Origin of the sequence: Paludisphaera mucosa (genome assembly GCF_029589435.1) — a bacterium.
Classification (GTDB): Bacteria; Planctomycetota; Planctomycetia; order Isosphaerales; family Isosphaeraceae; genus Paludisphaera; species Paludisphaera mucosa.
In genome coordinates this window covers 255,762-276,713 of the sequence record NZ_JARRAG010000002.1, presented here as the reverse complement: position 1 = coordinate 276,713, position 20,952 = coordinate 255,762, and the positions used below count along the sequence as shown (strand labels likewise).

Below are 20,952 nucleotides of genomic sequence, written 5' to 3'. Positions count from 1 at the left end.
ACCGAGGTCCCGGACGCGCGGAGATGCGCGCCGATCGACCGACGACGGGCCTGACCGGAGTGCACTCGCACCCGTCGCGACGCGCGCGGCGTCGACAAGGACGGGCGTCCCAAGGAGGGGATGGATGACCATGGGCCGGCGACTCTTCTTCGTGCTCGGCATGGTGCTGTTGATCGCCTGCGGTCCCGCGCGAGTCCTCGGCGCGCAGGATGGGCTCTCGGACCCGGCGGAGGCGCCCGCCTCGCTGCCTCCCGCGGCCGCCGTCCCCGCCCCGGAAGAGCCCGCGGACCTCCCCCCGGCCCGGGATCCGCTCCCCGGCATGGACGATGCGGCGGCGCCCGCCCCCGCGCCCGCGCCGTCGCGGGCGAAGGCGAAGGCCGCGCGCCCGGATCCGGCGGTCGAACGCACGCAGGCGCCCGCGGCCGCCCCCGCCGCGGCTCCGGCCCCCGCCCCCGCGTCGGCCCCGGCGGGCGACGGCGCGTTCCTCCAGCCGAACGAGCGGCTCCCGCTCGGCAAGCACGAGGTCCTGGTGAGCGTCGAGGTCCAGGCCCCGGCCGAGATGAACCTCAACCGCGAGGCCGCCGCCAAGATCATCGTCGTCAACAGCGGCTCGGCCGACGCCTTCAACGTCGTCGTCCGCGACGAGCTGCCGCCGGGCCTGACCTTCGTCTCCAGCTCGCCCGCCCCCGAGGGCGCGCAGCAGGGGGTGCTCACCTGGCGGCTGGGGACGCTGCCGGCCGGCCAGAGCAAGACGATCCCCATGCGGGTGACGCCGACCCAGGTCGTGCACGTGGACCACGGGGTCACCGTCTCCTTCCAGGCCGGGAGCAAGGCCCGGACCCTGGTCCGCGAACCCAAGCTGAAGGTCGAGGTCGTCCAGTCGCCGAGCATCCCCAAGCAGCTCAAGGGCAAGCCCGTCGAGTTCCGGATCTCCGTCACCAACACCGGCGACGGCCCGGCGCGGAACGTCCTCGTGCTGGCGAAGCTCAGCCCCGGCCTGAGCCACGAGAGCGGCGAGCGTAACGACCAGAACAGCCTCGAACACCCCATCGACCGCCTGGGCGCCGGCGAGCGCGTGGACCTGCCGGCGCTGCGGGTCGACGCCAAGCAGGGGGGGCGGCAGGCCTGCACCGTGAAGGCCACCAGCCCCGACGTCGTCCCCAATCCCGCCGACGCCGAGGTCGAGCGCGTGGTCGACGTGGTCGAGGCCAAGCTCAAGATCCTGCTCACCGCGGTTGAGAAGCGGTTCACCGACACGATCGCCCCGTACGAGGTCTCGATCGAGAACCCCGGCACCGCGCCGGCGCGGAACGTCAAGGTGCAGGTGGCGCTGCCGGTCAGCGGCCGGCTCGTCGCCCAGCCCCCCGACGCCCTCTGGGACCGCAAGACCCAGCGCCTGAACTGGTCGATCGCCGAGCTGGCCCCCGGCGAGCCGCCCCGCACGCTGAAGTTCGACGTCCGCATGGGCGACGTCGGGTTCTACGAGGTCACCGCCGAGGCCAAGGCCGACAATGTCGCCGTCGAGCGCGACAAGCGGTCGACCGACGTCCAGGGCATGGCCGACGTCGACATCGTCGTCCAGGAGCGGCGCAGGGTCGTCGACGTGGGTAACGAGACGACGTTCCTCGTCAAGCTCCACAACTACGGCACCAAGGAGGCGGTCAACGTCGACGTCAACGCCGCGGTTTCGCCCAACCTCCAGATCACCGAGACGTCGGGCGGGCCCGAGGGAGAGAGCAAGGGGCCGGCGGACGGGTCCCAGGTCAGCTTCCCCAAGATCGACCGCCTCGGCCCCAACGCCTCGGTCACGCTCGGCATCAAGGTGAAGGCGAAGAACCTCGGCGACGGGATCGGCGTCTGCACGGTCTCGGTCAAGCACAACGACCTGACGACCGAGCTGAAGGGCATGGCGAACGTCAAGGTGACCGAGGGCCGGCGCACGGCCGACGCGGCGGAGCCCAGGGCGAAGTGACCCCCGCCGCGGCCGCCGGCCGGACCGGCTCGACGCGGGTCGGGTTGGTTCGGGGGGCGGAACCGCGTACAATCGGGTCGCCTCGTCCGCCCGTCGCGCCGGGACTCGCCGCGAGGGCGTCGCAACCTGGGCCGAGATTCGCTGATGCCACGATCGACGTCCGCTCGCACGCCCGGGATCACGGGGTCGCTGCTGGTCGCCCTAGCGGCGTGCCTCTCCCCGGCCGCCGCCCAGGATGCCCCGGCCGGCCGCGGGGCCGGGAACCAACTCGCCCGCGAGACCAGCCCGTACCTCCTCCAGCACGCCGACGACCCCGTCGACTGGCGGCCCTGGGGGCCCGAGGCGTTCGCGAAGGCGAAGGCCGAGGACAAACCGATCTTCCTGTCGATCGGCTACCGCGCCTGCTACTGGTGCCACGTCATGCACCGCGAGTGCTTCCGCGACCCCGAGATCGCGCGGATGCTCAACGCCGGCTTCGTCTGCATCAAGGTCGACCGCGAGGAGCGCCCGGACGTCGACCAGGTCTACATGACGGCCCTCCAGGCGTTCAGCACCGGAGGTTGGCCGATGTCCATGTTCCTGCTCCCCGACGGCCGGCCGTTCTACGGCGGGACGTATCACCCCGCGCACGCGAAAGAAGGCTTCACCGGCTTCGACACGGTGCTCAAGGGGATCGCCAAATCCTGGCGCGAGGAGCGCCCGGAGATGGAGCGCGCCGCCGACGGGCTCACCCAGATCGTCCGTCGCAAGCTGGGCGACGGACGGCCCCGCCGCCGGGCCCCGCTGCCGACGAGCCTCGTCGCCGACGGCCTGGCCGCGCTCGCCGAGCGGTTCGACCCCGAGTACGGCGGCTTCGGCTACAACCGCGACAACCCGCGTCGGCCCAAGTTCCCCGAGCCCGTGAACCTCGCCTTCCTGATCGACCAGCACCGCCGCGGCCCGGCCAAACGCGCCGGCCGTGACGACCCCCTGGCCATGGCCCTGACGACGCTCGACGCCATGGCCCGCGGCGGCATCCGCGACCAGCTCGGCGGCGGCTACCACCGCTACGCCACCGACCGCTACTGGGGCTCGCCGCACTTCGAGAAGATGCTCTACGACAACGCCCAGCTCGCCTCGGCCCTCGTCCGCGCCTTCGAGACGACCGCCGACCCGCGCTGGAAGGCCGAGGCCGAGGCGACCTTCGCGTTCGTCGCCCGCTCGCTGACCGCCGCCGAGGGGGGCTTCTTCTCCTCGATCGACGCCGAGAGCGAGGCCGGCGAGGGGGCGTATTACGTCTGGACCCGCTCCGAGGCCCGCAAGGTCGTCGGCGACGACCCCGACGCCGAGGCGTTCCTGCAGGTCTACGGCCTGAAGCGCGAGCCCAACTTCGAAGGGGGCCGCTACGTCCTGACCGAGCCCCGGGCGCGAGCCGAGCAGGCCGAGGCGCTCGGCCTGTCCGCGGCCGAGCTGGCGAGGCGGCTCGAAGGCCCCCGCGCGAAGCTGCTGGCCGCCCGCGGCCGCCGCCCCGCGCCCGCCTGCGACGACAAGGTCCTGACCGCCTGGAACGGCCTCATGATCGCCGCCTACGCCGAGGGCGGCCGCGTCCTCAAGGACGCCTCGTACCTCCGCGCCGCCGAGAAGGCCGCCGACTTCGCGCTCGAACGCCTCCGCGAACCCTCGGGGCGGCTGCTGCGGACCTACCGCGGCGGCTCGGCGAAGCTGCCGGCCTACCTGGAAGACTACGCGTTCCTCGTGCACGGCCTGCTGCGGCTCCATCAGGCCGGCGGCGACCCCAAACGACTGGAGCAGGCCCGCACGCTGGCCGACCGCATGATCGCGGATTTCGGCGACGACGCCGAAGGCGGCTTCTTCTTCACCGCCGACGACCACGAGACCCTGCTGGCCCGCTCGAAGGGCCCCCTCGACGACGCGCTGCCGTCCGCCAACGCCGTCGCCGCGCTCGACCTGCTCGCCCTCCACCGCGCGACGGGCGAGGCCCGCTACCTGGACCTCGCGGGGCGGACGCTCGACGCCTTCAGCAGCTTCCTCACCCAGGACCCGGCGTCGATGCCGACCATGCTGACGGCCCTGGCGGAATACCAGGACCTTCGGCCAACCCCGCCCGGCGGACAGCCTTGAACCTCCCGCACCCGACCCGATCCCTGAACGAGGACCGTCCCGACGCCCGCCGCGCCCTCCGGCGGGGGCTCCGGATCATCGCGCCGGCGGTCCCGGCCGCCCTCGCCGTGCTGGCGGTGGTCGCCCTGCCCGGGTGGGTCCCGATCCTGTCGCGCGACGCCCGCCGGGCGCTCGCCGAGGGCCTGCTCGGCGGCACGATCCTGCTCCGCGCGATGCTGGCGATCGCCGCCCTGGTCGTCACGCCGCTCGCCGGCCGGGCGTTCCTCCACGCCCGCCGCCAGGGCCGGCCCGCGGCCTGGAGCGGGCGGATGTTCCTGCTCGGCCTCTCGTGCGCCGCGTCGCTGGCCGCGCTGGAACTCGGCGCGGCGACGGTCCTGGCCCGGGTCCACCGATTCCCGACGTTGCGGACCGCTTTCCCGGCCGACGACCCGGGCGTCTACCGGATCCTCGTCCTGGGCGAGTCGAGCGCGCTGGGCGAGCCCTATCGGCCCTGGGTCTCGGTCGGGCAGATCGTGGCCTGGAAGCTCGGCGAGGCGGTCCCCGGCCGTCGCTTCGAGGTCGAGACGCTCGCCTGGCTGGGCGACTCGCTCGAGTTGCAGCACCAGAAGCTCGCCGGGATCGCCCGCCGTCCCGACGCCGTGGTCGTCTATTCCGGGCACAACGAGTTCGCCGCGCGGTTCGAGGAGGATCGCGTCCACGAGGTCGGCCTGGAGTCGACCTCGGCGCTCGCCCGCGCCGCGCACCGGCTCGACGCGGCCTCGCCGCTCGTCCGCCTCGTGCGCGAGCTGATCAGCAAGAACCGGCTCGACGCGCCGCCGTCGCTGAAGGACCGCCATCAGGTCGTCGACCCGCCCCTTTGCGGCCCGGCCGAGGCCGCCGCGGTCCTCGCCGACTTCGCCGCGAGGCTGGAGGCGATCGTCGCCTACTGTGAACAGATCGGCGCCCTGTCGATCCTGGTCGTCCCGCCGGCCGACGAGGCCGACTACGAGCCCGGCCGCTCGACCGTCGAGCCCGGGACCGGCCCCGACGAGCGGCGACGGATCGCCGACGCCTTCCTCGAAGCCCGAGCGATCGAGGCCTCCGAACCCGCCCGCGCCGAGGGCGTCTATCGGGCGATCCTCGATCGTCATCCCGGGTTCGCCGAGGCCCACTACCGGCTCGGCAAGCGGCTGCAGGCCGGCGGGAGGCTCGACGAGGCCCGCGGCGAATTCCTCAAGGCGCTCGACCTCGACGGCCTGCCGATCCGCTGCATGGCGCCCTTTCGCGAGGCCTATCGCCAGGTCGCCGCGGGCCGCGCCGGCTGCATCCTGATCGACGGCCGCCGAGAGCTGACGGCGGCGAGCCCGACGGGGATGCTCGACGAGCACGTGGTCGAGGACACGCACCACCCCAACCTGAAAGGCTACGTCGCCCTGGCCGCCGCCGTGCTCCGCGAGCTGAAGGCCCGCGCCGCGTTCGGCGAGGCCTCGGCCGCGATCGCCGCGCCCGACGTCGCCGGCTGCGCCGCCCGCTTCGGGATCGACGCCGAACGGCTGGCCCTGGCCTGCGACCGCACGAGCATCCACTACCGGCGCGTGGCGGGCTACCGTTACGACCCCACCGAGCGACTCGCCGACTCGCGGCGGTTCGCCGAGGCCGCCCGCAACCTCCGCGCCGGGGCGTCGATCGACGCGGTCGGCCTGCCCGCATTCGAACCCGAGGGAAGCGCCCCGTGAGCCTGGACGACGTCGACGAATTGCCCGTGTGGGAAGGGATCCTGAGCCTCGACAAGCCGCCGGGCGTGACCTCGCGCGACGTCGTCAACCGCGTCGGCCGGCTCCTGCCCAGGAAGGTCAAGGCGGGCCACGCCGGCACGCTCGACCCCCTGGCGACCGGGGTGCTGGTGATCTGCATCGGCCCCGCGACCCGCCTGATCGAGTACGTCCAGCGGATGGGGAAGACGTACCGTTCGACCTTCCGCCTGGGCGCCCGCAGCGACACCCACGACGTCGACGGAACCGTCGTCGCCACCCCCGACCCCCGCGTCGCCGACCGCGACGAGATCGAGGCGGCGCTGGCGTCCCAGACCGGCGAGGTCCTCCAGCAGCCTCCCGAGTTCTCGGCCCTGAAGGTCGCCGGCCGCCGAGCCTACGACCTGGCCCGCGCCGGCGAGGCCGTCGAGCTGGCCCCCAGGCCCGTGCGCATCGACCGGATCCGGGTCCTCGACTACGCCTGGCCGCGGCTGGAGGTCGAGATCGACTGCGGCAGCGGGACCTACATCCGCTCGATCGCCCGCGACCTCGGCGAGGCGCTGGGCTGCGGCGCGGTGATGGAGACGCTCGTGCGGACCCGCATCGGCGTGTTCGCCCAGGCCGACGCCGCCGCGCCCGGCGACCTCGACCGCGAGACCCTCGCCGAGGCGCTCCGGCCGGCGCTCGACGCCGTCCCGGACCTCCCCCGGGTCGCGCTCGACGCCGTCGCCCTCGCCGACGTCCTCCTGGGCCGGAAGATCGCGGGCGACGCCCCCCCCGAGAGCGAGGTCGCCCTGATCGGCCCCGGCGGCCGGCTCGTGGCCCTCGGCCGGGCCGACGCCGACGGCCGCTCGATCCAGCCTCGGAAGGTCCTGGGCTGACATGCCGGGCGACGCGACCGCGCCCCTCCTTGCACGCCTCCAAGCCTTGCCGGCTGCCCGTTTTGGAGACTGTAGGAATTAAGGGGGGTCCCCCCTTGATGTCGGCCGACTCGTCGCCTACCATGTACGTGGTTTCATGAAGGGCATCGATCGTCCTCTCCCCGCCTCGATCGAGACCCTCACCGCCGACGGCCCTCGCGCCTCCCCCTTCGGCCCCCCAAGCCGGAGTTCCGGTGAGAGTCGATCCCCGCCGTGGAGTTGATCAGGCCCCGCAACGCGGGCCGAGCTTCCTCCCTGGTTCCTCGCTGACTCAATCTTTTTCATTAACCTTGCAAGCATTGTTTCGTGGGCTTCGTCGGCCGTCGCGCCGGCGGATTCTTCAAGGCGACTTCGTGTTCTTACGCTGAATCCGGCCGCGCAGCGCGTCTCTCCCCAGACGCTCGCGAGGCCGTCGGCCTGAAACACCGGCTCCCCTGCGCCTCTTGATTTTTCGCAGAGGAAACGCGCCCGGACCCGGGAGCCGGCCGATCGGGGGGCGACGGAGCTTCCCGACGCGGTCCTCCGGCCTTCGCCGCCGCACCCTCTCGCATTCATGGGTCCTTTCTTATGAGGATATCGATGTCTCCAACTTCGGGTCGACGACGCGGCTTCACCTTGATCGAGCTGCTGGTGGTGATCGCCATCATCGCCGTCCTCATCGCGCTCCTGCTGCCGGCCGTGCAGTCGGCCCGCGAGGCCGCTCGGCGGTCGCAGTGCGTCAACAACCTCAAGCAGATCGGCCTGGCGCTGGCGAACTACGAGAGCGCCAACGGCACCTTCCCCCCCGGCTCGATCGGCTACGGCAGCAAGCCCACCGCCGACTGCGCCGTGAAGCGGCGGCACACCTTCCTGACGCTGATCCTGCCGATGATGGAGCAGGGGGCGGTCTACAACGCGGTCAACTTCAGCGTGCCCGCCGTCGCCACCGTCGGCCCCTACGGCACGGCGGTCAGCGGCTCGGTCACCAACAGCACGGCCCTGACCACGACGATCTCGTCGCTCATCTGCCCGTCGGACCTCGTCGTCGCGCCGGGGACCATCGTCCCGCCGGGCGGGACCGGCGTGAAGGGCTACGGCCAGTCGTCCTATTCCGGTTCGGTCGGCCATAAGGACGTCATCCACTGGTGGTACGGCTGCCCGGCCGAGCCCTCGCAGATCGAGTCCGACGGCGTCTTCAACGCCGACTACAACTACCCGGGGGCCGAGATCTCCGACGGCCTGAGCAACACCCTGTTCGTCGGCGAGGTCTCGAAGTTCCGCAAGGATCCGGACCCGGCCCTGTGCAACCAGTGGGGCCACGACTACCTCTCGTACTCGAGCATCGCCGGGGTCACGCGTCCCAACGCCCTGGCGTTCACCCTGGCCAAGCCCAACTCGCCGATGATCGTCCCCGACCTGCCGACCGACAGCTACGGCGGCGACTGGGACCGGAACCCGACGACCCGGACCCAGGACTTCGGCCAGTGGGGCTTCCGGAGCATGCACCCCGGCGGCGTGAACTTCGTGTTCGGCGACGGCAGCGTCCACTTCATCAAGGACTCGATCGAGGTCGTCGGCGCCCCCAACCCCACCAACGGCTGGTCCTCGCCGGGCGTCTATCGCAAGCTGGCCACCCGACAAGGCTCCGAGACGGTCAGCGCCGACGCCTACTGAGCGACGACGTCCTCCCGGTCCCTCGCAAAGAGTTCTTGATTCGAGGCTTGCCGTTCATGATTGCACGACGATCATTCTTGTCGGTCGCGGCGTCCCTGGCCCTGGCCGCGGCCTTCTCGGGCTGCGGCGGCGAGGAGGGGTCCGCCGGGGGCGCGACGGCCACCGCCGCCAGCGGCTCCGCGGCAGGCTCCGCCCCCTCCAAGGCGCCCGCCCCGCCCCCGGTCCGCGCCAAGTTCAAGTCGGCGCCGACGGCCATACCGGACTAACGCCGACCATCCCTCCAAGAGATCTTCCGAGCGTTCAATCCCTATTCCTGGAATTTGCTAAAGGTGTCCCGGACCATGAGCCCTATCGCAAGTCAACGACGCGGCTTCACGCTGATCGAGCTGCTGGTCGTCATCGCCATCATCGCCGTGCTCATCGCCCTGCTGCTGCCGGCCGTACAGTCGGCCCGCGAGGCCGCCCGCCGCGCCCAGTGCACCAACAACCTCAAGCAGATCGGCCTGGGGTTGGCCAACTATGAGAGCGCCAACGGCACTTATCCGCTGGGCTCGGTGCGCGACGGGGTTGGCGCCGTGCAGGATTGCTCGGTCTCCCGCCGGCACACGTTCTTCGCCCTCATCCTGCCGCAGATGGAGCTGTCGACCGTCTACAACGCGATCAACTTCAGCGTCCCGTCGCTGGATAGCGCTCCCCCCTATGGTAAGGGCAACGCCAACGGCGCTGCCATGAACAGCACGGCCTACAACTCGGGCGTGAACTCCTACGTCTGCCCGTCCGACATCAAATCCCGCCCGCACCCGACCAGCGTCGCCGGCCGCTCTCAGTCGTCGTACGGAGGCGTGCTGGGTAACAAGGACGTCATGCACTGGTGGAACGGCTGCCCGGCCGACGGCCCGCCGACGGCCGAATCCGACGGCATGTTCAACGCCGACTACTGCTACAAGGTCTCCTCGGTGAGCGACGGGTTGAGCAACACCCTGTTCGTGGGCGAGACCGCGAAGTTCCGTAACGACGCCGACGGCGACTGGTTTTACCAGTGGAACCAGGACGCCTGGTACGGCTCGTGGATCGCCAACGGCGTCAGCCGGATCTTCGCCTTCGCCACCACCGTGGCCAAGCCCAACGCCGGCGTCCTCATCCCCGAGCCCGACGGCGACAGCACGTATTACACCGACTGGGACCTGAGCCCGACGCTCCAGCTCCAGAACCTGGGCCAGTGGGGCTTCCGCAGCATGCACTCCGGCGGGGTGAACTTCCTGTTCGGCGACGGCAGCGTCCGTTTCATCAAGGATTCGATCGAGGTGGCCGGCGGCCTCAACCCCGCCAACGGCCAGCGTCTGGGGGGCGTCTATCGGAAACTGGCGACCCGCGCCGGCGGCGAGATTATCAGCTCCGACGCGTACTGAGCCTCGATTCGATCCGCGGCCCACAGCCTCGCGGAGTCAGGAGCCCTGAACGAGATGAAACTTCGACACATGGCGGCGGCGAGCGTCGCCTGCGCCTTCATCCTGAGCCTGGTCGGGTGCGATTCCGGCGGCGTGGACGCGATCTCCGCCGGCAGCGTCAACAACTCGCCCGGGGCCACGGCGGGGGGCGGGACGGTGCCCAAGACCCTCCCCAAGCACAAGCGGCGGGGGCCCGTCGAGGCCCCCGGCCCGAAGCCGCCGCCCGACGTGTGATCGCCCCCGCCAGGAACTGATCGACTCGCGACCAAGGCCCGGATGGGATCCATCCGGGCCTTGTTGCGTCTCGGGGGGACGGCCCGTCACTCCGCGCGGCCCGGTGGTGCGTCGCGTCGCTCGGCGGCCATCCTGACGGCGATCAGCTTGCGGAGTTCGGGGGAGGGCCGGTCGGGCTTCGGGCCGCTCAGGCCGGTCAGCCCGCCGAAGTTTCGGAGCAACTGGGCCGGCGTGATCATGATCCCGAACGGGAACCCCCACCAGCCCAGGACGAGCGAGAACGCCCCGTCCTTCGCCTGGTTCCTCCGCGCGCAGGATCGGCAGCAAAGCTCCGACCGGCTTCCGTACCGGCTGAAGAGGACGGCCGAGTAGATCCAGTGCGAGGCGTGGATGTCGACGGGGCCGGGTCCCCCGCATTTCGGGCACGCGCCCTGATGCTCGCGACTCAGCCGCTCGTCGATCTCGGTCTCCGGGATCGCCTGCAGCTTGGGACCCCAATAGGCCTCGTGGGCGCAGTCTTCGCCGCAGAATCGGCGAAATCCCTGCTGGACGCCGCCGAACAGGATGGTGGAGCCGCAGTGGTCGCAAGAAGCCATGTTCGTCCTTCCCCGTTCGCGTCAATCGGCCCCGGCGGTTTCTCGTGGGCCCATGATCCCATGGTAGAAACCGGGCCGACGGGTGGCCGCAAGAATTCGGGCGGCCTGGGGCGAATGGCCGCGAACCCGGCGGCGCGAGTGGTCGTCTAGATGTATGTTGATGGTAGAAGGGGTGGGGGGACGGAATCCCGGCGTTGCGGTCGTCGTTGACGCCTCGCAGCCGGTCCTCTAGAATCCCCGGGCCGCGTCGGGCTTCCTTTCCCGGTCCGAACACCAGTCCTAAGCGAGGTTTCAGCCTATTTTGATCGACACGAGCCGAAACGAGCGTGCGGGGCGCGGCGAGCGCGCCATCCTGGTCGGGGTGATCCTGCCGGGGGCGAGCTACAATATCGACGACCCCCTGGACGAGATCCGGGGGCTGGCCAAGACGGCCGGCCTGGAAACGGTCGGCACCATGCTCCAGAAGCGTCCCCAGGTGGACGTCGCGACCTACATCGGTTCGGGGAAGGTCGAGGAGCTGAAAGAGCAGGTCGAGGCGTTCGAGGCCGACGTCGTCGTCTTCGATTCGGACCTGGGCGCGGGCCAGATGCGGAACCTGGAGAAGGCGCTCGGGGCCAAGGTCGTCGACCGCACCGAGGTCATCCTCGACATCTTCGCGACCCACGCCAGGACCCACGAGGCCCACTTGCAGGTGGAGCTGGCGCAGCTCGAATACGCGATGCCCCGGCTGAAGCGGATGTGGACCCACCTGTCGCGCTACAAGGGCGGCATCGGCGTCCGCGGCCCTGGCGAGAAGCAGCTTGAAGAAGACAAGCGGCTGGTCGTCCATCGGATCCAGGAGTTGAAGGCCAAGCTGTCCAAGATCCAGGCGCGGAAGGAGCGCGAGGTCGCCGGCCGCGGCGACTTCCCCACGGTCTCGCTCGTCGGCTACACCAACGCCGGCAAGAGCACCCTGATGAACGCGCTGACCGACGCCGGCGTGCTGGTGGAGGACAAGCTCTTCGCCACGCTCGACACCCGCACCCGCAAGTGGCGGTTCCGGGGCGGCGGCGCCGCGCTGCTGTCGGACACGGTCGGGTTCATCCGCGACCTGCCGCACTCGCTGGTCGCCTCGTTCAAGGCGACGCTCGAAGAGGCCCGGCAGGCCGACCTGCTGCTGCACGTGGTCGACGCGTCGAGCCCCGACGCCGAGCAGCAGGTGAAGGCCGTCGAGGAGGTCCTCGACGAGCTGGGGCTCAAGGACCACCCGACCCTGCTCGTCCTCAACAAGGCCGACAGGGTCCCCGACCGCTCGTTCCTCGACGTCCTCCGAGCCCGGCATCGCGACTCGGTCGCGATCAGCGCCGCGAAGGGGGAGGGGCTCGAGGCCCTGGAGAACGCCGTCCGCGTGGCCCTGCTCGAATCGGCGGTCGACGCCGAGGTCGAGACCAGCGTCGCCGACGGCCGGGTCCTGTCGTACCTGGCGCAGTTCGCCCAGGTCCACGACCGCACCTACGACGAGGAGCGCGACCGCGTCGTCCTCCAATGCCGGCTGCCGCGCCGCTGCCTGGACTTCCTGTACGAGCACGGCGCGACGGTCCGGATGAAGGAAGCTCGGGCCTACGCCTGAGAGCCGCCCGACGGCCCGTCAGATCAGGTCCCCGACCTCCTGCTTGAGACGGCGGAGGACGCGGGACTTGGCCTGCCGCACGGCGGCCGGCGCGACGCCGGCCTCGCGCGCGACGGCGTCGACGGTCAGGCCGTCGACGGCCACGCGCCAGAAGGTCCGCCAGGTCTTCTCCTCGAACTCGCTCCGGACCAGCTCGAGCGCGCGATGGTAGAGGCCGGAGACCTGTTCGATCGGGTCCTCGTCGGCCTCCGCCTCCGGGCCGGGGGCCTGGGCCAGACGCCACTGGGCCTCGGTGCCCCCCTGCGCGACCGGGTCGCGGTCGCCTCGTCGGAGCGCGTCGAGCCGCTTGTTGCGGGCGATCGTCCGGAGCCAGCCGCGGAAGGTGTCGCCGGCGCGTTCGCGGCGGAAGCCGGGCAGGCCGGCGGCGACCGCCAGGAAGATCTCCTGGACGAGGTCGTCGGCGTCCGCGCCGACGCATCCCCAGCGCGCGCACCAGTGGCGGACGAGCGGGCCGTAGAGATAGACCAGGCGCGCCCAGGCGTCGGCGTCCGAGGCGCGGGCGCGGTCGAGCAGCGTCGCGGAGGTCGGCACGTCGTCGCCCAAGGTCGTCGGGGCCTCCCTTGTCGTCGATGCACGGGGCTGATCATGATATTGACGTCGCCCCGGCCCGTCGACAACCGCCGGGGCCGATTTCGGAGCCCTTTCCGTGTCGATCGCCTTCGACGCCTGCCCCGACGACGATGAACTTGTCGCGCTGGCCGCGGGGTCTGCGGACGAGGCCGACGAAGGGCGGTTGCTCGCCCACGTCGACGCCTGTGGGGCGTGCTCCGCCCGGCTCGCCGAGCTGGAAGGGGCGACTCGGGCCACCCTCCACGCCCTACAACTCGGCGGCCGCGAGACGCCGGTCGGCTACTCCCCTCCCAGTCGCCGCGACGAGGCGGTGCCGGGCTACGAGATCCTGGAGCGGATCGGCGAGGGCGGGATGGGGGTCGTCTACAAGGCCCGCCACCGCCGGCTGGGGCGGCTGGTCGCGCTCAAGCGGCTGCGCAGCTACGCGCCCTCGCCCGAAATCCTGCGGCGGTTCCTCCGCGAGGCCGAGACGTTCGCGGCCCTTCAGCATCCCAACATCGTGCAGATCCACGAGGTGGGCGAGCACGACGGCCGGCCCTTCCTCGCGCTGGAATTCGTGGCCGGCGGCTCGCTCGCCCCGTTCGCGTGGGGCCGCCCCGCGGCGCCGAAGGAGGCCGCGACCCTGGTCGCGGACCTGGCCGACGCGGTCCATCACGCCCACTGCCGGGGGGTCGTCCACCGCGACCTGAAGCCGGCCAACATCCTGCTCCAGGTCCCCGACGACCGTCCCCGGCCGATCGACTCGCTTGAGGGGGTCGCCCCCAAGATCACCGACTTCGGCATCGCCAAGTGGATCGAAGGGTCGGCGGAGTCCGGGGTCGAGGACTGGTCCACCCAGACGGGCCTCCTCCTCGGCACGCCCGCCTACATGGCCCCGGAACAGCTCTCGGGCGGGAGCGTCGGGCCGCTGGTCGACGTCTACGCGCTGGGGGTGATCTTCTACCAGCTCCTGACGGGCGGGCACCCGCTGGGCCTGAGCGGATCGGAGAGCTTCCACCAGGCGATGATGGCCGATCGGGAGCCCGAGCCCCCGTCGCGCGTCCGGCCCGACCTGCCGCGCGACCTCGGCGTCGTCTGCCTGAAGTGCCTGCGGAAGGACCCCTCGCAGCGGTACGCCTCGGCGGCCGAGCTGGCCGCCGACCTGCGACGGTTCCTCGCCGGCCGGCCGATCCTCGCCCGCCCCGCGCCGCTCTGGGAGGTCGCCTGGAAGGGGGCGAAGCGGCGGCCGGCGGTCGCGGCGGCGCTGGTGGTCGCCCAGGGGGCGCTCGTCGTGATGGCCTTCGGAGCCGCCTGGTACAACGGCCGGCTCCGCGACGCGTTGCGGTCGACGCAGGCCGCCGAGCGCCAGGCCGAGGCGAACGCCCGCACGGCCCTCGACGCCCACTCCCAGCTCGTCGAGCAGGTGCGGACCGCGCTGCGGGACGCCCCCGCGACGCGCAATCTCCGGCGGGGCCTGCTGGAGACGGCCGTCGCCGGCCTGCGGAACGTCACCACGGCCGACGCGACGGCTCCCCGGCTGAGCCGGGCCTCGGCCCATCAGTTGCTCGGCGAGGTCCACTGGGAGCTGGGCCGGGCGGGCGAGGCGATCGCCGAGATGGATCGCTGCCGAGCCGTGGCGACGGCCCTGCTCGCCGTCGACCCCGCGCTCGCCGACGCCCGCGACCAGCTCGCCCTGGCCTGTCGGCGACTGGGGATCTTCCACCTTCGCGGCGACCGCCCCGACCTGGCGCGCTCGCTCTTCCGCGAGGCCCTCGACGTCGCCGAGGCCTGGCTCAAGGACTCGCCCGACGACCCGCGCGCCGAGCTGGCGGTGATCGAGGGCCTGGAGCACCTCGGCCACGCCGCCCATTGGGTCGGCGACTTCGCCGGGGCCCGGCCGCTGCTCGAGCGGATGCTGGCGATGACCGAGGTCCGCATCGCCGCCCGCCCCGACGACCCTCGCTCCGAGCCGCTCCTCGGCAAGGCCCTCGACCTGCTCGGCGGCGTCGACGAGAGCCTCGGCGACCTGCGGTCGGCGCGCGACAAATACCGGCGCGCCCTCGACCTGGAGCTGGCCGCCGAGGTCCGTCGCGAGGATCGCGACCGGGCCGCCGGCGTCGATCGCACGCCCGAGGGGGACTCCGCCTTCCGCAACATCATCGTCTCGCTGAACAACCTGGCGCTGATCGACCTCCAACTCGGCGACCTCCCGAAGGCCCTGGCCGGGCTGGACGCCGGCCTGGAGCGGGCGCGGCGGTGGGCGGCCCGCGACCCCGAGGACGTCCAGCGCAAGCTCGACCTGGTCGAAGCCCTGGGCAATCGAGGGGTCGTCGAGATGCGCAACCTCCGGTTCGCCGCCGCCGTCCCGTTCCTGGAGGAGGACTGGAACCTGCTGGAGGGGCTCCGGGCCGCCGGCAAGCTGGCCGGGCTGCCGATCTACGGGCTGGAGCGACGCGACGAGATCGCCGACAATCTGGCGATCTGCCGCCTGGCCGACCGGGCGGCGAAGGACGAGGCCGTCGCCTGGTCGGCTCCCGAACGCATCGCCCCCCGCGTGGCCGACGCGCGGATGGCCCTCTTGCTCGCCGAGGGCCGGAAGGCCGCCGCCGTCGCCACCGCCGAACGCCTGGCCGCCTATCACCCCGAGGGCGCGATCGGCTGGCTCGTCAAGGCGCGGGTGTGCTCGCAGCGGGTCGAGTCGTTCGAGGCCGAGACGGCGGCCGGGCTGCTCGACGCGTCGGTGCAGGCGCTCGGGCGGGTGTACGACCTAAGCGTCGCCCCGCCCAGGCGACGGGAGCTGGAGACCGACGAACGCCTCGCCGCCGCCCGCCGCTCGCCGGCCTTCGCCGCCGTCCTCGCCCGGGCGCCCGCCGACAAGGACGCGCCCGGGCCATGAGGACTGTGCGGCGTCAGGGCTTGCCGGTCGAGGCCAGGGCCGGCACGCCGTCGAAGGGTTTCTCGACGGGCTCGACGAAGCCGTTGTCGTGGGCGATCACGCCCGCCTCGCCGACGCAGTAGTTGTCGCCACCGGAGAGCAGCAGGTTGAACACGGGCTGGACCTTCTCCTTGTCCGCCGAGACGACCTCGACCACGCCGCCGACCGTCCGCAGCCGGTCGCCGGGGCGGACGTCGCGAGCCATGATCCAGCCGTGGCCCGCCTTCCAGAACCGGTGGATGCCCGTGGGGTGGACCGTCTCCGTGCCGAGATCGATCGAGTACGTCCAGTTGGGCGGGTTGTGCATGACCTCGACGACCGGCTGGTAGCCGAGCCTACCGGTGGTCGTGTCCTGCGTGAGCACCTGGTCGCCGGGGCGGATCTGCTCGATCGGCCGCGGCCCCCGCAAGGTGCGGACGGGCGTCCCGCCGGCGAAGCAGGAGGGGCCGATGCGGAAGCCGAGCAGCGCGTAGGAAGGAATGACCAACGCCTGGGGCTGATAGGCGATGGGGACGTCCTCGACGATCGTGGGCGGGGGCTGGGATTCATACCGCAGCGGGAGCCCATAGCCCTGGAGGTCGACCACCCAGTCCGCCCATTTCTCGCGATCGCAGCCGATGTCGAGCCCGCTGACCGCCTTGAGGACGACGACGGACCGCTCGTTCACGTCGCGGATCGGGGCGTTCATCGCCTCGATCTGCCGGACGTCCGACGCGAGCTGATCTCGTGCAACCAGGGCTGAGGCTTTCGCATCGGCCTGGAGGGCTTCAAGCGAGGCCTCGAGCGTCTCAATGTAGATGGGCCTCACGGTCTTCCCGACGTTTGGCGGCCCCTCGTTCAGCCAGGCCACCTGCTTCGGAAGGGATGTCAGGCGTTGAGCGAGGTCGCGGCTCAACGGGGCCGGCACGCCGCCGGCCTGGAACGCCGCGAACGCGTTTGCCGGCGAGGTGTTGAAAACGAACCCCGCCGCGGCCAAGGAACCGGCCGGATCCCTAGCATAAGCCTCGGGGGTGAAGGTTTCGGGCGAGAGGCCAAGGATGGGTTCCCCGCGGATGACGCGGTTGCTCCGCTTCACGACGAGATTCCCGTAATCGTCCACTCCGATCCGATCCTGGAACGTGAAGGCCGGCTGCTGCATGGGTGTGTACCGCCGCTGGACGTTCGCGTCCTTCCCCTCGATGAAGAGGCCCCCCTGCGAGCCGGGGCCTTCCACGGGCTTCACCTTGTACCTGACCTCGTCCCGGATCAGGCCGGCGAGGAGGCCGGCGAACTCGCGGGGGTCGCGTTGCTGGAGGAGTCGAGCGGCGTCGGAGCGGAGGTCGGCGTGGGGGCTGAAGACGGCGATCAGCGCCAGGGCGGCGGAGGCGGAGGGGGCCTCGATCCGGCTCAGGACGTCGACCGCGACGCGCTGACGGCGCTCGTCGCCGCTCTGGACGAAGACCTGCCACAGCATCGGCACGGCGCGGGGGTCCGTGATCGCGGCGAGCCTCTCCTGGGCCTCGATGCGCTTGGCCTTGTCCTTGCTTGAAAGGGCGCTGCGGAGCTTTTCGAGGCGGGGCTTCCAGGCCTTGTCGGCCTGGGCCTGGCCCTCGCGGCCGGCCTTGAGGGCGGCCTCGGCCTCGGGGTTCACCCAGCGGCCCTTGACCTTTTCGAAGCCCAGCCGCCGCCAGGCGCCCTCGCGGCCGGGGTCGAGCTGGACGACCCGGTGCAGGTGGGCGACCATCGGCTGCGTCAGCCCCTTTTCCTCGCACCAGAGGGCGAGACGGTACTGGCCGTCGGCGTCGTCGCGGGCCTTGCTGCGGCGGTCGACGTACTCGCGGAGCAGGGCCTGGCGCTCGGGCGATCCCTCGACGGCGCGGGCGATCTCGTCGGGACGCAGCCACCGGCCCTCGTGCTTGACGTAGCCGAGCAGGCCGCGGGCCCGGGCGTGGTCGGGGTCGAGCAACACGGCCCGAGTGAGGTGGGTCGTCTTCTCGGCGCCCATGCCCCGCGACTCGCACCAGAGGGCGAGGTCGACCTGGGCGTCGGCGTCGCGGCCGGCGCGGCTGCGGGCGTCCTCATAGGCGGCGCGGTCGGCGTCGGGGCCGACTCCTGAGGCGATGCCCACGGCGAGGCTCAAGGCCCATGCGGCGATCATGGCGTCCTCCGGCGGGGTCCGGCCCCGCGTCGTTCGGCTTCCCGACCCATCAGTCGACGTCCCACTCTCTTATACTTCCAGTCGATCGAACGCTCAAGCGAATCCACTAATTCCTTCGAGGTTTCGTGCGGATGGGGGATTCCCGCCAAGACGTTTTCTCATGAGATGAGTTGGATCAATGGTGCGGGGACGACTGGCGACGGCGGAATCGCGATTCCTGGCACGCACGGTATGGATTTCGCCATGCTTCTAACGAGGGCCAGCGAGGTTAAATTCGAACAGGCGCGACTGAAACGCGTAAAATACAACAGCGACGATCGACGACGGGCGGGGCTGCTGGAAGGGGGCGCACCATGATACGGCGACATCGGAGTTTGGCGATCGCGACCGGCCTGGCCACGATCCTCGCCTGCTTCCCTGGCATGGAAGTCCTGGCCCAGCGCGGCGGCGGAGGGCGCGGCGGCGGTGGCGGCGGCATGCGCGGCGGCGGCGGCATGGGTGGCGGTGGTATGCGTGGCGGCGGCATGGGCGGCGGCGGTATGCGCGCGGGATGCCGAGCGGTGGCGGCATGCGCGGCGGGATGCCGAGCGGTGGCGGTATGCGCGGCGGGATGCCGAGCGGTGGCGGTATGCGCGGCGGGATGCCGAGCGGCATGGGAGCCATGCGAGCGCCCGGCGGGATGTCGGGCGGCATGCGCGGCGGGATGCCCGGTGGGATGGGAGCCATGCGATCACCCGGCGGCAACATGGGGGCCATGCGTTCGCCCGGCGGCAATACGGGGGCCATGCGTGCGCCTGGCGGCTCGATCGGCGGGATGCGCGGGGGGATGCCCGGCGGCGTGGCGAACCGCGGCGGGGCCGGGATGGGCGGGATTTCGCGGCCGGGGATGGCGAATCCCGGCGCGATGAACCTCGGCAATCGCGGCGGTATGGCCGGCGGGATGCGGCCCGGCGTCGGCGGCTCGAACTTCGGCGGCACGCGGCCCGGCATGGGCGGCGGCGCGGGATCGATCAACTGGGGCAACCGCGGCCCCGGCGCGGGCGGCGGCATGCGAGCCGGCGGCGGCCCTGGCCTCGGCGGACGCGGGGATGGGCGGGCGGGCTCGGTCGCAGGCATGCGGCCCGGCGGGGCGGGCGGCCCGGCCTCGGAGCCCGGCCCGGCATGGGCGCGCGGGCGGCCCTGGCCTGGGCGGGCGTCCCGGCGGTGGACCGGGCTCGATCAACTGGGGAGGTCGCGGCGGAGGCTCGGTTGCCGGAATGCGGCCCGGTGGAGGCCCCGGCGGCGGCGGGCCCGGCCTCGGCGGACGCCCCGGCGGGGCGGGGGGCCCCGGCTTCGGCGGCCGTAACGGCCTGGGCGGCGGAGGCGCCGGCGTGGGAGGCCGTTCCTCGTTCGCCAACATGCGGGGACCCGGCGGCAACTACACCCGGACCAGCTTCAATCAAAACAACATCAACAACTTCAACAACATGGGCTCGCGCGGCCTCGGCTGGCGCAACAACTACGCGGGCATGCACGGCAACTGGAACCACGGCGGCGGCTGGAACAACGGTTGGGGAGGCGGAGGCTGGAACCGCGGTGGTTGGGGCGGCGGCGGCTGGAATCGCGGCTGGGGCGGTGGTTGGAATAACGGCTGGGGAGGGTACGGCGGCTACGGAGGCTACGGAGGATACGGCGGCTTCGGCAATGGATTCGGCTGGGGCCTCGGTCTCGGGCTGGGCAGCAGCCTGGGCTGGGGCCTCGGCGGCTGGGGGCTCGGCGGCCTCGGCTACGGCGGTTGGGGTTTGGGAGGAATCGGCTGGGGAGGGTACGGCCTGGGCGGCTGGGGCCTGGGAGGTCTCGGCTGGGGCGGGCTCGGCTGGGGCGGCTACGGCATGTCCTCGTGGGCGTACGGGCCGATGCTGTACGACTGGGGGTATTCGAGCTACGTGAATCCGTACTACGTCGTCCCCCAGACGGTCGTCGTCGACCAGCCGGTCGTCTACGACTACAGCCAGCCGATCAACCCGTCGGCGCCCCCGCCGGACGCGACCGTGGTCGACGGTGCGGACGACCTGTTCACCAAGGGTCGCGACGCGTTCAAGGCGGGCCTCTACACGTCGGCCCTGAACTTCGCGAACCAGGCCCTGCGGCAATTGCCGAACGACCCGACGCTCCACGAGTTCCGGGCCCTCTCGCTGTTCGCCCTGGGCCAGTACGACGACGCCGCGGCGTCGCTCTACCCGGTTCTCTCCGTCGGTCCCGGCTGGGACTGGCCGACCCTGATCGGGCTCTACGGCGACGACGCGGGCGTCTACACGAACCAGCTCCGCGCCCTGGAGGCGAAGGTGAAGTCCGAGCCGAACACGGCCTCGGCGCACTTCCTCCTGGGCTACCACTACCTCGGCCAGGGTCACGGCGACGAGGCCCTGAACCAGTTCCGGGCGGCGTCGAAGCTCCAGCCTCGCGACACGCTCTCGGCGCAGGTCGTCCAGCAGCTGGACAAGGCCCGTCGCGAGGCCCTCGGGGCTGCTGCCGATCCCCAGCCGGCCCCCGACGCGGCACCCGCGGGGGCCCCGGCTCCGGCCCCGGAACTCGCGCCTCCCGCGGCTGAACCGCTGCCGACCGTCGTGGTCCGGGAGAATGCGATCGAGGGCGTGTGGATCGCCGCGCCCGACGGCGATACCAAGATCACGCTGGACATGGCCCAGGCCGGCAAGTTCGCCTGGAGCGTCGAGCACGGCGGCTCCACCAAGCGGTTCACGGGCGTGCGGACCGGCAACAGCACCCTGCTGACGCTCGTCCAGGACGCCGACGCAACCCAGCCCCCCATGGTCGGCCGCATCGCCTGGAAGGACGAGGATCACTTCGTCTTCCAGCTCATGGGGACGGCCGCCGGCGACCCTGGTCTTTCCTTCAGTCGTTCCCGATAAGTCGGGAACGACCGATGGGTTCCCCCTGATGATCGCCCGGGGGGATGAGTATGATGAGAGAGTCGGATCGAAACTCTCC

Annotated in this window: 14 protein-coding genes; 11 read left to right on the top strand and 3 right to left on the bottom strand. The window is 71.8% G+C overall.

Annotated features, from left to right (window positions below):
• Window positions 1–124: 124 nt before the first annotated feature.
• From PZE19_RS10595 to PZE19_RS10560, 8 genes are all read left to right on the top strand, one after another.
• Entirely contained in the window at window positions 125–1,972 is a 1,848-nt protein-coding gene (locus PZE19_RS10595) for a DUF11 domain-containing protein (protein WP_277860586.1), read from the top strand.
• A 144-nt stretch (window positions 1,973–2,116) separates the two neighbouring features.
• The gene (locus PZE19_RS10590; protein ID WP_277860585.1) at window positions 2,117–4,093 is read left to right on the top strand and encodes a thioredoxin domain-containing protein; all 1,977 of its coding nucleotides are present in this window, start codon (window positions 2,117–2,119) and stop codon (window positions 4,091–4,093) included.
• A complete protein-coding gene (locus tag PZE19_RS10585) occupies window positions 4,090–5,808 on the top strand; it encodes an SGNH/GDSL hydrolase family protein (RefSeq protein ID WP_277860584.1) in 1,719 nt (572 codons plus the stop codon). The genes PZE19_RS10590 and PZE19_RS10585 overlap by 4 nt, the downstream gene beginning before the upstream one ends.
• Window positions 5,805–6,704: a tRNA pseudouridine(55) synthase TruB gene (gene truB / locus PZE19_RS10580; RefSeq protein ID WP_277860583.1), complete on the top strand. Its 900-nt coding sequence runs from the start codon at window positions 5,805–5,807 to the stop codon at window positions 6,702–6,704. Before PZE19_RS10585 ends, truB begins: the two co-directional genes overlap by 4 nt.
• Window positions 6,705–7,322: 618 nt before the next feature.
• Window positions 7,323–8,396: a DUF1559 family PulG-like putative transporter gene (locus PZE19_RS10575; protein WP_277860582.1), complete on the top strand. Its 1,074-nt coding sequence runs from the start codon at window positions 7,323–7,325 to the stop codon at window positions 8,394–8,396.
• A gap of 77 nt (window positions 8,397–8,473) precedes the next feature.
• Window positions 8,474–8,662: a hypothetical protein gene (locus tag PZE19_RS10570; RefSeq protein ID WP_277860581.1), complete on the top strand. Its 189-nt coding sequence runs from the start codon at window positions 8,474–8,476 to the stop codon at window positions 8,660–8,662.
• 75 nt (window positions 8,663–8,737) lie between these two features.
• Complete coding sequence (locus PZE19_RS10565) at window positions 8,738–9,805, top strand: DUF1559 family PulG-like putative transporter (protein ID WP_277860580.1); 1,068 nt, start codon at window positions 8,738–8,740, stop codon at window positions 9,803–9,805.
• A gap of 54 nt (window positions 9,806–9,859) precedes the next feature.
• The gene (locus tag PZE19_RS10560) at window positions 9,860–10,078 is read left to right on the top strand and encodes a hypothetical protein (RefSeq protein WP_277860579.1); all 219 of its coding nucleotides are present in this window, start codon (window positions 9,860–9,862) and stop codon (window positions 10,076–10,078) included.
• An 86-nt stretch (window positions 10,079–10,164) separates the two neighbouring features.
• On the opposite strand, the gene PZE19_RS10555 is transcribed toward PZE19_RS10560, so the two are convergent.
• On the bottom strand, window positions 10,165–10,674 hold the full coding sequence (locus PZE19_RS10555; protein WP_277860578.1) for a hypothetical protein: 510 nt from the start codon (window positions 10,672–10,674) through the stop codon (window positions 10,165–10,167).
• A gap of 301 nt (window positions 10,675–10,975) precedes the next feature.
• Between PZE19_RS10555 and hflX the strand changes: the two genes are divergently transcribed.
• Window positions 10,976–12,283, top strand: a complete 1,308-nt coding sequence (gene hflX / locus PZE19_RS10550; RefSeq protein ID WP_277860577.1) for a GTPase HflX — start codon at window positions 10,976–10,978, stop codon at window positions 12,281–12,283.
• A gap of 18 nt (window positions 12,284–12,301) precedes the next feature.
• Here hflX and PZE19_RS10545 read toward each other — a convergent pair whose 3' ends face one another.
• Window positions 12,302–12,886: an RNA polymerase sigma factor gene (locus tag PZE19_RS10545; protein WP_277860576.1), complete on the bottom strand. Its 585-nt coding sequence runs from the start codon at window positions 12,884–12,886 to the stop codon at window positions 12,302–12,304.
• A gap of 103 nt (window positions 12,887–12,989) precedes the next feature.
• On the opposite strand from PZE19_RS10545, the gene PZE19_RS10540 reads away from it, so the two are divergent.
• Window positions 12,990–15,788, top strand: coding sequence for a protein kinase domain-containing protein (locus PZE19_RS10540; RefSeq protein ID WP_277860575.1), 2,799 nt, complete (start codon window positions 12,990–12,992; stop codon window positions 15,786–15,788).
• Between the two features lie 13 nt (window positions 15,789–15,801).
• Here PZE19_RS10540 and PZE19_RS10535 read toward each other — a convergent pair whose 3' ends face one another.
• Window positions 15,802–17,964, bottom strand: a complete 2,163-nt coding sequence (locus tag PZE19_RS10535; protein WP_277860574.1) for a polymorphic toxin-type HINT domain-containing protein — start codon at window positions 17,962–17,964, stop codon at window positions 15,802–15,804.
• Between the two features lie 1,370 nt (window positions 17,965–19,334).
• Here PZE19_RS10535 and PZE19_RS10530 point away from each other — a divergent pair.
• A complete protein-coding gene (locus tag PZE19_RS10530) occupies window positions 19,335–20,873 on the top strand; it encodes a tetratricopeptide repeat protein (protein WP_277860573.1) in 1,539 nt (512 codons plus the stop codon).
• The last annotated feature ends 79 nt before the right edge of the window (window positions 20,874–20,952 follow it).

What these genes read in the sequence shown, in the direction of transcription:
- PZE19_RS10595 (WP_277860586.1), top strand. Translation starts at nt 125, where the DNA reads ATGACCATGGGCCGGCGACTCTTCTTCGTGCTCGGCATGGTGCTGTTG.
- PZE19_RS10590 (WP_277860585.1), top strand. Translation starts at nt 2,117, where the DNA reads ATGCCACGATCGACGTCCGCTCGCACGCCCGGGATCACGGGGTCGCTG.
- PZE19_RS10575 (WP_277860582.1), top strand. Translation starts at nt 7,323, where the DNA reads ATGTCTCCAACTTCGGGTCGACGACGCGGCTTCACCTTGATCGAGCTG.
- PZE19_RS10565 (WP_277860580.1), top strand. Translation starts at nt 8,738, where the DNA reads ATGAGCCCTATCGCAAGTCAACGACGCGGCTTCACGCTGATCGAGCTG.
- PZE19_RS10560 (WP_277860579.1), top strand. Translation starts at nt 9,860, where the DNA reads ATGAAACTTCGACACATGGCGGCGGCGAGCGTCGCCTGCGCCTTCATC.
- PZE19_RS10555 (WP_277860578.1), bottom strand. Translation starts at nt 10,674, where the DNA reads ATGGCTTCTTGCGACCACTGCGGCTCCACCATCCTGTTCGGCGGCGTC.
- PZE19_RS10535 (WP_277860574.1), bottom strand. Translation starts at nt 17,964, where the DNA reads ATGATCGCCGCATGGGCCTTGAGCCTCGCCGTGGGCATCGCCTCAGGA.